The organism is Streptomyces sp. NPDC039736 (genome assembly GCF_055596485.1).
The window spans coordinates 308,299-322,214 of sequence record NZ_JBVIUQ010000008.1; the positions used below are offsets into that span (position 1 = coordinate 308,299).

The window sequence follows — 13,916 nt, forward strand, 5'->3', positions numbered from 1 at the left end:
CGCGGAAGGGGGGAGGGGTTCCAAGGGGGTGCGGGGCCGGACGCGTCCGGTACCGGGTGCGTCCGGCCCCGGCCGGACCGGGCAGGGGGCCCGGGTCCTTCCGGGAGTCGCGCGTCCGGCCTCCGGGCCGTTCGCCGGTAGCCTTGCGGGCCGTGACCACCCTCATCTGGATCGTCGTCGCCCTGTTCGCGATCGGCCTCTACCTCAGTTGGACCGCCGGGCGGCTGGACCGCCTGCACGCCCGTATCGACGCCTCCCGCGCCGCCCTCGACGCCCAGCTCCTGCGGCGGGCCTCCGTGGCGCAGGAACTGGCCACCTCCGGGGTGCTCGACCCCGCCTCGTCGATCGTCCTGTACCAGGCCGCGCACGACGCCCGGCAGGCCGAGGAGGAGCACCGGGAGGTCGCCGAGAGCGAGCTCAGCCAGGCGCTGCGGGCCGTGTTCGGGGAGACCGAGCAGGTGGAGGCGCTGAAGCTGGCCCCGGGCGGGGAGGAGGCCGCCGGGGAGCTGGCGGCCGCCGTGCGCCGGGTGCCGATGGCCAGGCGGTTCCACAACGACTCCGTACGAGCGGCCCGCGCGCTGCGGCGGCACCGGACGGTGCGGTGGTTCCGGCTGGCCGGGCACGCCCCGTTCCCCCTGGCCTTCGAAATGGACGACGAGGCTCCGGTGGCCCTGGCCGACCGCCCCGGAACGTAGCGCCGAATCCACTCCGTACGGCGAAAACGATCCACCGCCTCCCCATTGGCCCTTGCAGTGGACTGGTCGCAGGGCGTTTCCTTCGGCTGTGCGGGCAGCGTGCGGCACCCGACGGCCCGCCCGCACCGCAGAAGCGTCTGTCTTTCGTCATCGAGCGAGGTCGAACATGTCCAGCACCCCCACCCCCCAGTCCCCGGCCACCGGCACCGACCGCGTCAAGCGCGGCATGGCCGAGCAGCTCAAGGGCGGCGTGATCATGGACGTCGTCAACGCCGAGCAGGCGAAGATCGCCGAGGACGCGGGCGCCGTCGCCGTCATGGCGCTGGAGCGGGTCCCGGCCGACATCCGCAAGGACGGCGGCGTGGCCCGGATGTCCGACCCGAACATGATCGAGGAGATCATCGAGGCCGTGTCCATCCCGGTCATGGCGAAGTCGCGGATCGGCCACTTCGTCGAGGCCCAGGTCCTCCAGTCGCTCGGCGTCGACTACATCGACGAGTCCGAGGTCCTCACCCCGGCCGACGAGGTCAACCACTCCGACAAGTGGGCCTTCACGACCCCCTTCGTGTGCGGCGCCACCAACCTCGGCGAGGCCCTGCGCCGCATCGCCGAGGGCGCGGCCATGATCCGCTCCAAGGGCGAGGCGGGCACCGGCAACGTCGTCGAGGCCGTCCGTCACCTGCGCCAGATCAAGAACGAGATCGCCAAGCTGCGCGGCTTCGACAACAACGAGCTGTTCGCCGCCGCCAAGGAGCTCCGCGCCCCGTACGAGCTGGTCAAGGAGGTCGCCGAGCTCGGCAAGCTCCCCGTGGTGCTGTTCTCCGCCGGCGGTGTGGCCACCCCCGCCGACGCCGCGCTGATGCGCCAGCTCGGCGCCGAGGGCGTCTTCGTCGGCTCCGGCATCTTCAAGTCCGGCGACCCGGCCAAGCGTGCCGCCGCCATCGTCCGCGCCACCACCTTCTTCGACGACCCGAAGATCATCGCGGACGCCTCCCGCAACCTCGGCGAGGCCATGGTCGGCATCAACTGCGACACCCTTCCCGAGTCCGAGCGCTACGCCAACCGGGGCTGGTAACAGCCATGACCAGCAACCCCGTTGTCGGCGTCCTGGCCCTCCAGGGCGACGTACGGGAGCACCTGATCGCCCTGGCCGTGGCCGACGCCACGGCCCGGGAGGTCCGGCGCCCCGAGGAACTGGCCGAGGTCGACGGGCTGGTGATCCCGGGCGGCGAGTCCACCACCATCTCCAAACTGGCGTCCCTCTTCGGACTCCTGGAGCCGCTGCGGGAGCGCATCGCCGCCGGGATGCCCGTGTACGGCACCTGCGCGGGGATGATCCTGCTCGCGGACAAGATCCTCGACCCGAGGTCGGGCCAGGAGACGCTCGGCGGCATCGACATGATCGTGCGCCGCAACGCCTTCGGCCGGCAGAACGAGTCCTTCGAGACCACCGTCGACGTCACCGGCGTCGAAGGCGGCCCGGTCGAGGGCGTCTTCATCCGCGCGCCGTGGGTGGAGTCGGTCGGCGCGCAGGTCGAGGTGCTCGCCGAGCACGGCGACCACATCGTGGCCGTACGGCAGGACAACGCGCTCGCGACGTCCTTCCACCCGGAGCTCACCGGCGACCACCGGATGCACGCGATGTTCGTCGAGATGGTGCGCGCTGCCGCCTGAGCGCGGTCATCGGCGGGGATCCCGGTAGGATCTCTGCCGAACGCAGCAGAATTGGTTACGCGAAGGAGACAGGCAGATGTCCGGCCACTCTAAATGGGCTACGACGAAGCACAAGAAGGCCGTGATTGACGCCAAGCGCGGCAAGCTCTTCGCGAAGATGATCAAGAACATCGAGGTCGCGGCGCGCACCGGCGGCGCCGACCCGGCGGGCAACCCGACCCTCTTCGACGCCATCCAGAAGGCCAAGAAGAGCTCGGTTCCCAACAAGAACATCGACTCCGCCGTCAAGCGCGGCGCCGGCCTCGAAGCCGGTGGCGCCGACTACGAGACGATCATGTACGAGGGCTACGGCCCGAACGGTGTCGCGGTGCTCATCGAGTGCCTCACCGACAACCGCAACCGCGCCGCGTCCGACGTGCGTGTTGCCATGACCCGCAACGGCGGCTCCATGGCCGACCCGGGCTCCGTGTCGTACCTCTTCCACCGCAAGGGCGTCGTCATCGTCCCCAAGGGCGAGCTCACCGAGGACGACGTGCTGGGCGCGGTCCTGGACGCCGGCGCCGAGGAGGTCAACGACCTCGGCGACACCTTCGAGGTGCTCAGCGAGGCCACCGACCTGGTCGCGGTCCGCACTGCGCTCCAGGAGGCGGGCGTCGACTACGACTCCGCCGACGCCACCTTCGTCCCGACCATGCAGGTCGAGCTGGAGGAGGAGGGCGCGCGCAAGATCTTCAAGCTGATCGACGCGCTGGAGGACAGCGACGACGTGCAGAACGTCTTCGCCAACTTCGACGTCAGCGACAAGGTCATGGCGGCGATCGACGGCGAGTAGCCGCCAGTTGCCGGTACGACGACGGGCCGACGGGAGAGCTTCCCGTCGGCCCGTCGCGTTGCCGGGCCTGATTGTCAGTGCGAGCCGATAGCCTGCACAAACAGGTGAGCGAAGGAGGGGGCGTTGTGCGCGTACTGGGCGTGGACCCGGGGCTGACCCGGTGCGGTGTCGGTGTCGTCGAAGGCGTCGCCGGCCGTCCGCTGACCATGTGCGGAGTGGGCGTCGTGCGCACGCCCCCCGAGGCCGAACTGGGGCTGCGGCTGGTCGCCATCGAGCAGGGCATCGAGCAGTGGCTCGACGACTACCGCCCCGAAGTCCTCGCCGTGGAACGCGTCTTCAGCCAGCACAATGTCAGTACGGTCATGGGCACCGCCCAGGCGAGCGCCGTGGCCATGCTGTGCGCCTCCCGGCGCGGCATCCCCGTCGCCCTGCACACCCCCAGCGAGGTCAAGGCCGCCGTCAGCGGCAGCGGCCGGGCCGACAAGGCGCAGGTCGGAGCCATGGTGACCCGGCTGCTGCGGCTCGACGCGCCCCCGAAGCCCGCCGACGCGGCCGACGCCCTCGCCCTCGCCATCTGCCACATCTGGCGGGCCCCCGCCCAGAACCGGCTCCAGCAGGCCATGGCCGCGCACCGGACCCGCACCGCTCCCGCCCGTACCCCAAGCGCCGTCAGGAAAGGCCGCACCTCATGATCGCCTTCGTCAGTGGCCCGGTGGCCGCCCTCGCCCCCACCACCGCGGTGATCGAGGTCGGCGGCGTCGGCATGGCCGTCCAGTGCACCCCCGACACCCTGTCCACCCTGCGCATCGGACAGGACGCCAAGCTCGCCACCTCCCTCGTCGTGCGCGAGGACTCCCTCACCCTCTACGGCTTCGCCGACGACGACGAACGCCAGGTCTTCGAGCTCCTCCAGACCGCCAGCGGCGTCGGCCCCCGCCTCGCCCAGGCCATGCTCGCCGTGCACCGCCCCGACGCGCTGCGCCTCGCCGTGACCACCGGCGACGAGAAGGCGCTCACCGCCGTCCCCGGCATCGGGAAGAAGGGCGCGCAGAAGCTCCTGCTGGAACTGAAGGACCGGCTCGGCGAACCGCTCGGCACCGGCGGGCACCTCGGCGCCCAGCGCGTCGCCTCGGGCCCCGCCCCCTGGACCGAGCAGCTCAGCGCCGCCCTCATCGGCCTGGGCTACGCCTCCCGGGAGGCCGAGGAAGCGGTCGCCGCCGTCACCCCGCAGGCCGAGGCCGCCCTCGCCGAGGGCGCCCAGCCGCCCGTGCCGCAGCTGCTGCGGGCCGCCCTGCAGACCCTCAACCGCGCCCGCTGACCCGCACGGTCCCCTCCGTACCGCACCCGACCCGAGAGCGATCCGCACATGAACTGGGACGAGACCGGACCCGACACCGCCGCCGACCCGAGGCTGGTCGACTCCGCGGCCGACGGCGAGGACCAGGCGGTCGAGGCCGCGCTGCGGCCCAAGGACCTGGAGGAGTTCGTCGGCCAGGAGAAGGTGCGCGAGCAGCTCGACCTGGTGCTGCGCGCGGCCCGCGCCCGCGGCGCCACCGCCGACCACGTCCTGCTCTCCGGCGCCCCCGGCCTCGGCAAGACCACCCTCTCGATGATCATCGCCGCCGAGATGGGCGCCCCGATCCGCATCACCAGCGGGCCCGCCATCCAGCACGCGGGCGACCTCGCCGCGATCCTCTCCTCCCTCCAGGAGGGCGAGGTCCTCTTCCTCGACGAGATCCACCGGATGTCCCGCCCGGCGGAGGAGATGCTCTACATGGCGATGGAGGACTTCCGGGTCGACGTCATCGTCGGCAAGGGCCCGGGCGCCACCGCCATCCCCCTGGAGCTGCCGCCCTTCACCCTGGTCGGCGCGACCACCAGGGCCGGGCTGCTGCCGCCGCCGCTGCGCGACCGCTTCGGCTTCACCGGGCACATGGAGTTCTACGAGCCCGCCGAGCTGGAGCGCGTCATCCACCGCTCGGCCCGCCTGCTCGACGTCGAGATCGCCGCCGACGGAGCCGCCGAGATCGCCGGCCGTTCCCGCGGCACCCCCCGCATCGCCAACCGCCTGCTGCGCCGGGTCCGTGACTACGCGCAGGTCAAGACCGACGGCGGGATCATCGGCAAGGACATCGCGAACGCCGCCCTGAAGGTGTACGAAGTGGACCCGCGCGGCCTGGACCGGCTCGACCGCGCCGTCCTCGGCGCACTCCTCAAGCTCTTCGGCGGCGGCCCCGTCGGCCTGTCCACCCTGGCCGTCGCCGTGGGGGAGGAGCGCGAGACCGTCGAGGAGGTGGCCGAGCCGTTCCTCGTACGGGAGGGTCTGCTGGCCAGAACACCGCGCGGACGGGTGGCCACGCCCGCCGCCTGGGCACACCTGGGACTGGTGCCGCCGCAGCAGGCCGGCGGGAAAGGCGGACAACCGGGTCTCTTCGGGGCGTGACGGCGCGGAAGCTCGCACGCCCAGGAACCCCGGTGCGATGCTGGACGTTGTTCCGGGTACGCGGACTCGCTTAGACTCCGCCGATGCCGACCTTCCCGTCGGCATGCCCACCCCCGTATATACAGGCCGCTCTCGACGCGGTCGTGCGAAGGAAGTTCCGTCCCGTGAGTCTCATGACCTTCCTCCCCTTCATCGTGCTCATCGGGGCCATGTTCCTGATGACGCGGTCCGCCAAGAAGAAGCAGCAGGCCGCTGCGCAGATGCGCAACGAAATGCAGCCCGGCACCGGCGTGCGCACCATCGGCGGCATGTACGCCACGGTCAAGGAGGTTCACGACGACACGGTCCTTCTTGAGGTCGCCCCGGGCGTCCACGCCGTCTACGCGAAGAACGCCATCGGCGCCGTCCTCGCGGACGACGAGTACAACCGCATCGTGCACGGCGAGCAGGCCGCGGCCGACCTCACGTCCGACGCGCCCGTCGTTCCGGACGACGCCTCGTCGCTGACCGGTGCCGACGACGACGCCGACGTGGCGCGCATCGACCTCGGCAAGAAGCCCGAGTCCGCCGAGGAGGCCACGTCGGCCGCCGACGCCGAGCCGAAGAGCAAGAAGACCGACGGCGAGGGCGACGCGAAGTAGCCACCTCCGCGGACAGCGGCGTACCCCACCGGGCGCGTCGCGGTCCGCGGATCGTGCATACCTCTGCGGGGGCAGGCCCCCACAACACTTCGTGGCCGCATCGACGCACATCCCGGCGCGTGCGGTTGGACAGGGAGAAACGAGAAGGTGGCAGCACCGAAGAAGGGCCGCAAGGTCTCGGGGGCCCCGGGCAGGCCGGGGCGCGCCCTGGCTCTGATGACGATCGTCATCCTCGCCCTCGTGGGCGGGATGTTCGCGTCCGGGCACACCACCCCCCGCCTGGGCATCGACCTTGCCGGCGGTACGAGCATCACGCTCAAGGCGCAGAACGAGCCGGGCCAGCCCAACGCGATCAACAAGACGAACATGGACACCGCCGTCGCCATCATGGAGCGGCGCGTGAACGGCATGGGTGTCTCCGAGTCCGAGGTGCAGACCCAGGGCACGGACAACATCATCGTCAACATCCCCAAGGGCACGAACTCCAAGCAGGCCCGCGAGCAGGTCGGCACCACCGCCAAGCTCTACTTCCGGCCCGTGCTGGCGGTCACCAACGGCACGCCGCTGCCCGACCCGGGGAAGACGCCCAAGCCGGACCCGACGTCCACGGGCAAGCCGGACCAGGCGAAGGACCCCAAGGACAAGGGCGCGGACAAGGACGGCAAGGACGGCAAGACCGCCACGCCGACCCCCGACCCGACCAAGACCGCGCAGGGCCGTGCCGTCACCGACGCGCTGAAGGCCCCGACGCCGACTCCCACCCCGACCGGCGGCGCGACCAAGAGCCCGGACCCCCAGAAGACCCCGCCCGCGCCGGACCCGGCCACCGCGAAGCTGGAGAAGGCGTTCGCCGCCCTCGACTGCACCAAGCCCGACCAGCGTGAGAAGGCCGGCGACGGCTTCAAGCCGAACGAGGCGACGATCGGCTGCGGCAAGGCCATCACCGGCAAGGTCTGGGACGGCAAGAGCTGGGAGAAGTACCTCCTGGGCCCGGCCGAGCTGGAGGGCACCGACGTCAAGAAGGCGGCCGGCACCTTCGACACCCAGCGCGCGCTGTGGAAGGTCGACATGGAGTTCACCAAGGGTGGCTCCGACAAGTTCGCCAAGACCACCGGCAAGCTGATGAAGCAGCAGGACCCGATGAACCGGTTCGGCATCGTCCTGGACGGCAACGTCGTCTCGGCGCCCTCGGTCTCCACGGTCCTCAGCGGCAACGCCGAGATCACCGGCAGCTTCACCCAGGAGTCCGCGCAGGAGCTCGGCAACATCCTCTCCTACGGCTCCCTGCCGCTGACCTTCAAGGAAGAGACCGTCACCACGGTCACCCCGGCGCTCGGCAGCGACCAGCTGGAGGCCGGCCTCATCGCCGGCGCCATCGGTCTGGCCCTCGTCGTCGTCTACCTGGTGCTGTACTACCGCGGCCTGTCCTTCGTCGCGCTCCTCAGCCTCCTGGTCTCCGGCATCCTGACCTACACGATCATGGCCCTGCTCGGCCCGGCCATCGGCTTCGCGCTGAACCTGCCCGCCGTCTGCGGCGCCATCGTCGCCATCGGCATCACCGCCGACTCGTTCATCGTGTACTTCGAACGCATCCGGGACGAGATCCGCGACGGCCGCACCCTGCGCCCCGCCGTCGAGCGGGCCTGGCCGCGCGCCCGGCGCACCATCCTGGTGTCCGACTTCGTGTCGCTGCTGTCCGCCGTGGTGCTCTACATCGTCACCGTCGGCAAGGTGCAGGGCTTCGCGTTCACGCTGGGCCTGACCACCCTGCTCGACGTCGTCGTGGTGTTCCTCTTCACCAAGCCGCTGATGACGCTGCTCGCCGCCAAGACGCAGTTCTTCGGCAACGGCCACAAGTGGTCCGGTCTCGACCCGAAGCGGCTCGGCGTACAGCCCCCGCTGCGCCGCACGCGCCGTCCCGTCGTTCCCACCGAACCGAAGGAGGCGTGAGATGTCGCGACTCGGCAGCATCGGCGCCCGGCTGTACCGCGGCGAGGTCGGTTACGACTTCGTCGGGAAGCGGATGATCTGGTACGGGATCTCCGTACTGATCACCATCGTCGCCATCGCGGGGCTCGCCATCAAGGGCCTCAACATGGGCATCGAGTTCCAGGGCGGCGCGCTCTTCACCACGCCCCCCACCTCGGTCTCCGTCGAGCGGGCGAAGGAGGACGCCGAGAAGGCGTCCGGCCACGACGCCATCGTGCAGAAGCTCGGCAACGACACCCTGCGCATCCAGGTCGGCGGCCTCGACACCAAGACCGCGGCCCCGGTCACCGAGAAGCTCGCGCAGGACCTCGGCGTCCCCAGCGAGAAGATCAACACCGAGCTGGTCGGCCCCAGTTGGGGCGAGCAGATCGCCAACAAGGCCTGGACCGGCCTCGGGGTCTTCATGATCCTGGTGGTGATCTACCTGGCCATCGCCTTCGAGTGGCGGATGGCCGTCGCCGCCCTCATCGCCCTGGTCCACGACCTCACGATCACCGTGGGCATCTACGCCCTGGTGGGCTTCGAGGTCACCCCGGGCACCGTGATCGGTCTGCTGACCATCCTCGGTTACTCCCTCTACGACACCGTCGTCGTCTTCGACGGTCTCAAGGAGGGCGCGAAGGACATCACCAAGCAGTCCCGCTTCACCTACAGCGAGATCGCCAACCGCAGCCTCAACGGCACCCTGGTGCGTTCCATCAACACCACGGTCGTCGCGCTGCTGCCGGTCGCCGGCCTGCTGTTCATCGGCGGCGGCGTGCTGGGCGCGGGCATGCTCAACGACATCTCGCTGTCGCTGTTCGTCGGCCTCGCGGCCGGTGCGTACTCCTCCATCTTCATCGCCACTCCGCTGGTCGCCGACCTGAAGGAGCGCGACCCGCAGATGAAGGCCCTGAAGAAGCGCATCCTCGCCAAGCGGGCCTCCGAGGCCAAGAACGGGACCGCGGACGACGAGACGCAGGACGCCGTCCCGGCCGGGGCCGCGCCCGTGGTCGCCCCCCGGCCCGGCCGTGGCCGCCCCGCCTCGGGGAAGCGCCGATGACGGACCTCGACACCACCCGCGAGCTGCTGCTCAGCCGCATCCGGGACGTACGGGACTACCCGAAGCCCGGCGTTGTCTTCAAGGACATCACGCCGCTGCTCGCCGACCCGGAGGCCTTCTCGGCCCTCACCGAAGCCCTCGCGGAACTGTGCGCGCGGCACGGCGCCACGAAGATCGTCGGCCTGGAGGCGCGCGGCTTCATCCTGGCCGCCCCGGTCGCCGTCCGCGCGGGACTGGGCTTCGTCCCGGTCCGCAAGGCCGGCAAGCTGCCCGGCGCGACGCTCTCGCAGACGTACGAGCTGGAGTACGGCAGCGCCGAGATAGAGGTGCACGCCGAGGACCTGGCGGCCGGCGACCGCGTCATGGTCATCGACGACGTGCTGGCCACCGGCGGCACCGCCGGGGCCGCGCTGGAGCTGATCCGGCGGGCCGGGGCCGAGGTGGCCGGTGTCGCCGTCCTGATGGAGATCGGCTTCCTGGGCGGCCGTGCCCGGCTGGAGCCCGAGCTGCACGGGGCGCCGCTGGACGCCCTGATCGCGATCTGAGCACACCCCGCACGCGATGAGGCGGGCCCCCCTCGACCGGGGGCCCGCCTTTCTCCGTACCGCCCTGCCCGTCCTGCCCGCTGTTCGACTCCCCGCCCAGGAGGAACGGGGGCCCGAGGGTCGATACCATGGGCCTTCCGGACCCGACCGGGAGAGAACCCGAACCGGGCCGCCCCACCCGGGGGAGCCCCGGAGCCCAGGCCCGTACGAGGAGCGCCCTTGCCTGACGAGGCCCAGCCAGTCGCCACCCCGCAGCCGGACGAGGCCGCGGCGGGCGCCACGCCCCCGACGCCGCCGGCCGACAGGCCCCAGCCGCCCGTCGCCCCCGGGAGCGCCGACGGCCCCGCCCCCGCACCGGCCCCGGCCGTGCGCCCCGCGGCCCCCGCCGGCCCCACGGCCCGCACCGGAGGCTCCTCCAACCGCGTACGCGCCCGCCTGGCCCGCCTCGGCGTCCAGCGCCAGTCCCCGTACAACCCGGTCCTGGAGCCGCTGCTGCGGATAGTGCGCAGCAACGACCCCAAGATCGAGACGGCGACGCTGCGCACCATCGAGCGCGCCTACCAGGTCGCCGAGCGCTGGCACCGCGGCCAGAAGCGCAAGAGCGGCGATCCGTACATCACGCACCCGCTCGCCGTGACGACGATCCTCGCCGAGCTGGGCATGGACCCGGCGACCCTGATGGCCGGGCTGCTGCACGACACCGTCGAGGACACCGAGTACGGCCTGGACACCCTGCGCCGCGACTTCGGCGACCAGGTGGCGCTGCTGGTCGACGGCGTCACCAAGCTGGACAAGGTCAAGTTCGGGGAGGCCGCGCAGGCCGAGACCGTGCGCAAGATGGTCGTCGCCATGGCCAAGGACCCCCGTGTCCTGGTCATCAAGCTCGCCGACCGCCTGCACAACATGCGCACCATGCGCTACCTCAAGCGCGAGAAGCAGGAGAAGAAGGCGCGCGAGACCCTGGAGATCTACGCGCCGCTCGCCCACCGGCTGGGCATGAACACCATCAAGTGGGAGCTGGAGGACCTCGCCTTCGCGATCCTCTACCCCAAGATGTACGACGAGATCGTGCGCCTGGTCGCCGAGCGCGCCCCCAAGCGCGACGAGTACCTCGCCATAGTGACCGACGAGGTGCAGTCCGACCTGCGGGCCGCGCGCATCAAGGCGACCGTCACCGGGCGGCCCAAGCACTACTACAGCGTCTACCAGAAGATGATCGTGCGGGGCCGGGACTTCGCCGAGATCTACGACCTGGTGGGCATCCGCGTACTGGTCGACACGGTGCGGGACTGCTACGCGGCCCTGGGCACCGTGCACGCGCGCTGGAACCCGGTTCCGGGGCGCTTCAAGGACTACATCGCGATGCCCAAGTTCAACATGTACCAGTCGTTGCACACGACGGTCATCGGGCCCAACGGCAAGCCGGTCGAGCTCCAGATCCGCACCTTCGACATGCACCGCCGCGCCGAGTACGGCATCGCCGCGCACTGGAAGTACAAGCAGGAGGCCGTCGCCGGGGCCTCCAAGGTCCGCACCGACGTGCCCCGGCACAAGGACGACGCCGTCAACGACATGGCGTGGCTGCGGCAGTTGCTGGACTGGCAGAAGGAGACCGAGGACCCCAGCGAGTTCCTGGAGTCCCTGCGCTTCGACCTGTCCCGCAACGAGGTCTTCGTCTTCACGCCCAAGGGCGACGTCATCGCGCTCCCGGCGGGCGCCACCCCCGTCGACTTCTCGTACGCGGTGCACACCGAGGTCGGGCACCGGACGATAGGGGCGCGGGTCAACGGGCGGCTGGTCCCGCTCGAATCGACCCTGGACAACGGCGACCTGGTCGAGGTCTTCACCTCCAAGGCCGACGGGGCGGGCCCCTCGCGGGACTGGCTGGGCTTCGTCAAGTCGCCGCGCGCCCGCAACAAGATCCGGGCATGGTTCTCCAAGGAGCGCCGGGACGAGGCCATCGAGCAGGGCAAGGACGCCATCGCGCGCGCCATGCGCAAGCAGAACCTGCCGATCCAGCGCATCCTGACCGGCGACTCGCTGGTCACCCTCGCGCACGAGATGCGCTACCCGGACATCTCCTCCCTCTACGCGGCGATCGGCGAGAGCCACGTCACCGCGCAGTCCGTCGTGCAGAAGCTCGTGCAGTCGCTCGGCGGCGAGGACGCGGCCAACGAGGACATCGCGGAGAGCTCACCGCCCTCGCAGAGCCGCAGCAAGCGCCGCGCCAACGCCGACCCGGGCGTCGTCGTCAAGGGCACGGACGACGTGTGGGTCAAGCTGGCCCGCTGCTGCACGCCGGTGCCCGGCGATCCGATCATCGGCTTCGTGACGCGCGGCAGCGGGGTCTCCGTGCACCGCGCCGACTGCGTGAACGTCGACTCGTTGTCGCAGCAGCCCGAGCGGATCCTCGAAGTGGAGTGGGCGCCCACCCAGTCCTCGGTCTTCCTGGTCGCCATCCAGGTCGAGGCCCTGGACCGGTCCCGGCTGCTCTCGGACGTCACCCGGGTCCTGTCCGACCAGCACGTCAACATCCTCTCCGCGGCCGTCCAGACCTCCCGCGACCGGGTGGCCACCTCCCGCTTCACCTTCGAGATGGGCGACCCGAAGCACCTCGGACACGTCCTGAAGGCGGTCAGGGGAGTGGAGGGCGTGTACGACGTGTACCGCGTGACCTCGGCACGCAGGCCGTAAGCACCGCGAGACGCGGCAGGGGCCCCCGGCGCGATGCCGGGGGCCCCTGCCGCGTACGGACTGCGGGACGGCTCAGCCGCCGAACTCCTCCAGGCCCTTCATGGCCTGGTCGAGCAGGGCCTGACGGCCCTCCAGCTCACGCGCCAGCTTGTCGGCCTTGGCGTTGTTGCCGGCGGAGCGCGCCGTGTCGATCTGCTTCTGGAGCTTCTCGACCGCGTCCTGGAGCTGGCCGGTCAGACCCGCGGCACGCGCACGCGCCTCCGGGTTGGTCCGCTTCCACTCGTTCTCCTCCTGCTCCTGGAGGGCGCGCTCGACGGCCTGCATCCGGCCCTCGACCTTCGGACGGGCGTCACGCGGTACGTGGCCGATGGCCTCCCAGCGCTCGTTCAGGGCCCGGAACGCGGCGCGCGCGCTCTTGAGGTCCTTGACCGGCACCAGCTTCTCGGCCTCGGCGGCGAGCTCCTCCTTGAGCTTGAGGTTCTCGCCCTGCTCCGCGTCCCGCTCGGCGAAGGTCTCGCCGCGGGCGGCGAAGAAGACGTCCTGGGCGCCGCGGAAGCGGTTCCACAGGTCGTCCTCGAACTCGCGCTGGGCGCGGCCCGCCGCCTTCCACTCCGTCATCAGGTCGCGGTAGCGCGCCGCCGTGCCGGCCCAGTCGGTCGACTTCGACAGCGACTCGGCCTCGGCGACCAGCTTCTCCTTGGCCTTGCGGGCCTCCTCGCGCTGCGCGTCCAGCGAGGCGAAGTGCGCCTTGCGGCGCTTGGAGAACGCCGAGCGGGCGTGCGAGAAGCGGTGCCACAGCTCGTCGTCCGCCTTGCGGTCCAGGCGGGGCAGGCCCTTCCAGATGTCCACCAGGGCGCGCAGCCGCTCACCGGCCGACCGCCACTGGTCGCTCTGCGCCAGCTCCTCGGCCTCGGCGACCAGCTTCTCCTTGGCGCCCTTGGCCTCGTCGGCCTGCTTGGCCTTCTCCGCCCTGCGCTCCTCGCGGCGCTTCTCGACCGTCGTGACCAGTGCGTCCAGGCGCTTGGTCAGCGCCGCCAGGTCGCCGACCGCGTGATGCTCGTCGACCTGCGTGCGCAGATGGTCGATCGCGGTCTGGGCGTCCTTGGCCGACAGGTCGGTGGTCTTCACCCGGCGCTCAAGAAGCCCGATCTCGACGACCAGGCCCTCGTACTTGCGCTCGAAGTAGGCCAGCGCCTCCTCGGGAGAGCCCGCCTGCCAGGAACCGACGACCTTCTCACCGTCGGCCGTACGCACGTACACGGTGCCCGTCTCGTCGACACGGCCCCACGGGTCGCTGCTCACAGCGCCTCCTCCACATGATGCCCGCCGAGGCTCGTGAGCCCCCGGGCATCGTCCACACG

The 13,916-nt window shown here is 71.0% G+C and carries 13 protein-coding genes; 12 read left to right on the forward strand and 1 reads right to left on the reverse strand.

Features of this window, described 5'->3' with window-relative positions:
• Window positions 1–152: 152 nt before the first annotated feature.
• The 12 genes from ACZ56L_RS25675 to ACZ56L_RS25730 all read left to right on the forward strand — a co-directional run bounded on the left by ACZ56L_RS25675 (window position 153) and on the right by ACZ56L_RS25730 (window position 12,555).
• Complete coding sequence (locus ACZ56L_RS25675) at window positions 153–695, forward strand: hypothetical protein (protein WP_380837874.1); 543 nt, start codon at window positions 153–155, stop codon at window positions 693–695.
• 166 nt (window positions 696–861) lie between these two features.
• Window positions 862–1,770, forward strand: coding sequence for a pyridoxal 5'-phosphate synthase lyase subunit PdxS (pdxS, locus tag ACZ56L_RS25680; RefSeq protein WP_189827381.1), 909 nt, complete (start codon window positions 862–864; stop codon window positions 1,768–1,770).
• A 5-nt stretch (window positions 1,771–1,775) separates the two neighbouring features.
• Window positions 1,776–2,369 (forward strand): pyridoxal 5'-phosphate synthase glutaminase subunit PdxT, encoded by a 594-nt coding sequence (gene pdxT, locus ACZ56L_RS25685; protein ID WP_345224898.1) that lies wholly within the window; start codon window positions 1,776–1,778, stop codon window positions 2,367–2,369.
• A gap of 76 nt (window positions 2,370–2,445) precedes the next feature.
• Window positions 2,446–3,201 carry a YebC/PmpR family DNA-binding transcriptional regulator gene (locus ACZ56L_RS25690; protein ID WP_345224900.1) on the forward strand — a complete coding sequence of 252 codons (756 nt, stop codon included), beginning with the start codon at window positions 2,446–2,448 and terminating at the stop codon, window positions 3,199–3,201.
• A gap of 125 nt (window positions 3,202–3,326) precedes the next feature.
• Window positions 3,327–3,893, forward strand: coding sequence for a crossover junction endodeoxyribonuclease RuvC (ruvC, locus tag ACZ56L_RS25695; RefSeq protein WP_401760723.1), 567 nt, complete (start codon window positions 3,327–3,329; stop codon window positions 3,891–3,893).
• Complete coding sequence (ruvA, locus tag ACZ56L_RS25700) at window positions 3,890–4,519, forward strand: Holliday junction branch migration protein RuvA (protein ID WP_471066584.1); 630 nt, start codon at window positions 3,890–3,892, stop codon at window positions 4,517–4,519. Before ruvC ends, ruvA begins: the two co-directional genes overlap by 4 nt.
• Before the next feature lie 48 nt (window positions 4,520–4,567).
• A complete protein-coding gene (gene ruvB, locus ACZ56L_RS25705; protein WP_345224906.1) occupies window positions 4,568–5,644 on the forward strand; it encodes a Holliday junction branch migration DNA helicase RuvB in 1,077 nt (358 codons plus the stop codon).
• Between the two features lie 164 nt (window positions 5,645–5,808).
• Window positions 5,809–6,285 carry a preprotein translocase subunit YajC gene (yajC, locus tag ACZ56L_RS25710; RefSeq protein WP_471066586.1) on the forward strand — a complete coding sequence of 159 codons (477 nt, stop codon included), beginning with the start codon at window positions 5,809–5,811 and terminating at the stop codon, window positions 6,283–6,285.
• A 147-nt stretch (window positions 6,286–6,432) separates the two neighbouring features.
• Window positions 6,433–8,235 carry a protein translocase subunit SecD gene (gene secD / locus ACZ56L_RS25715; protein WP_471066588.1) on the forward strand — a complete coding sequence of 601 codons (1,803 nt, stop codon included), beginning with the start codon at window positions 6,433–6,435 and terminating at the stop codon, window positions 8,233–8,235.
• Window position 8,236: 1 nt separating this feature from the next.
• On the forward strand, window positions 8,237–9,316 hold the full coding sequence (secF, locus tag ACZ56L_RS25720; RefSeq protein ID WP_401760719.1) for a protein translocase subunit SecF: 1,080 nt from the start codon (window positions 8,237–8,239) through the stop codon (window positions 9,314–9,316).
• Complete coding sequence (locus ACZ56L_RS25725; RefSeq protein ID WP_345224915.1) at window positions 9,313–9,861, forward strand: adenine phosphoribosyltransferase; 549 nt, start codon at window positions 9,313–9,315, stop codon at window positions 9,859–9,861. The genes secF and ACZ56L_RS25725 overlap by 4 nt, the downstream gene beginning before the upstream one ends.
• Before the next feature lie 219 nt (window positions 9,862–10,080).
• Entirely contained in the window at window positions 10,081–12,555 is a 2,475-nt protein-coding gene (locus ACZ56L_RS25730; RefSeq protein ID WP_345224917.1) for a RelA/SpoT family protein, read from the forward strand.
• Window positions 12,556–12,627: 72 nt separating this feature from the next.
• On the opposite strand, the gene ACZ56L_RS25735 is transcribed toward ACZ56L_RS25730, so the two are convergent.
• The gene (locus ACZ56L_RS25735; RefSeq protein ID WP_345224919.1) at window positions 12,628–13,857 is read right to left on the reverse strand and encodes a DUF349 domain-containing protein; all 1,230 of its coding nucleotides are present in this window, start codon (window positions 13,855–13,857) and stop codon (window positions 12,628–12,630) included.
• Between the last annotated feature and the right edge of the window lie 59 nt (window positions 13,858–13,916).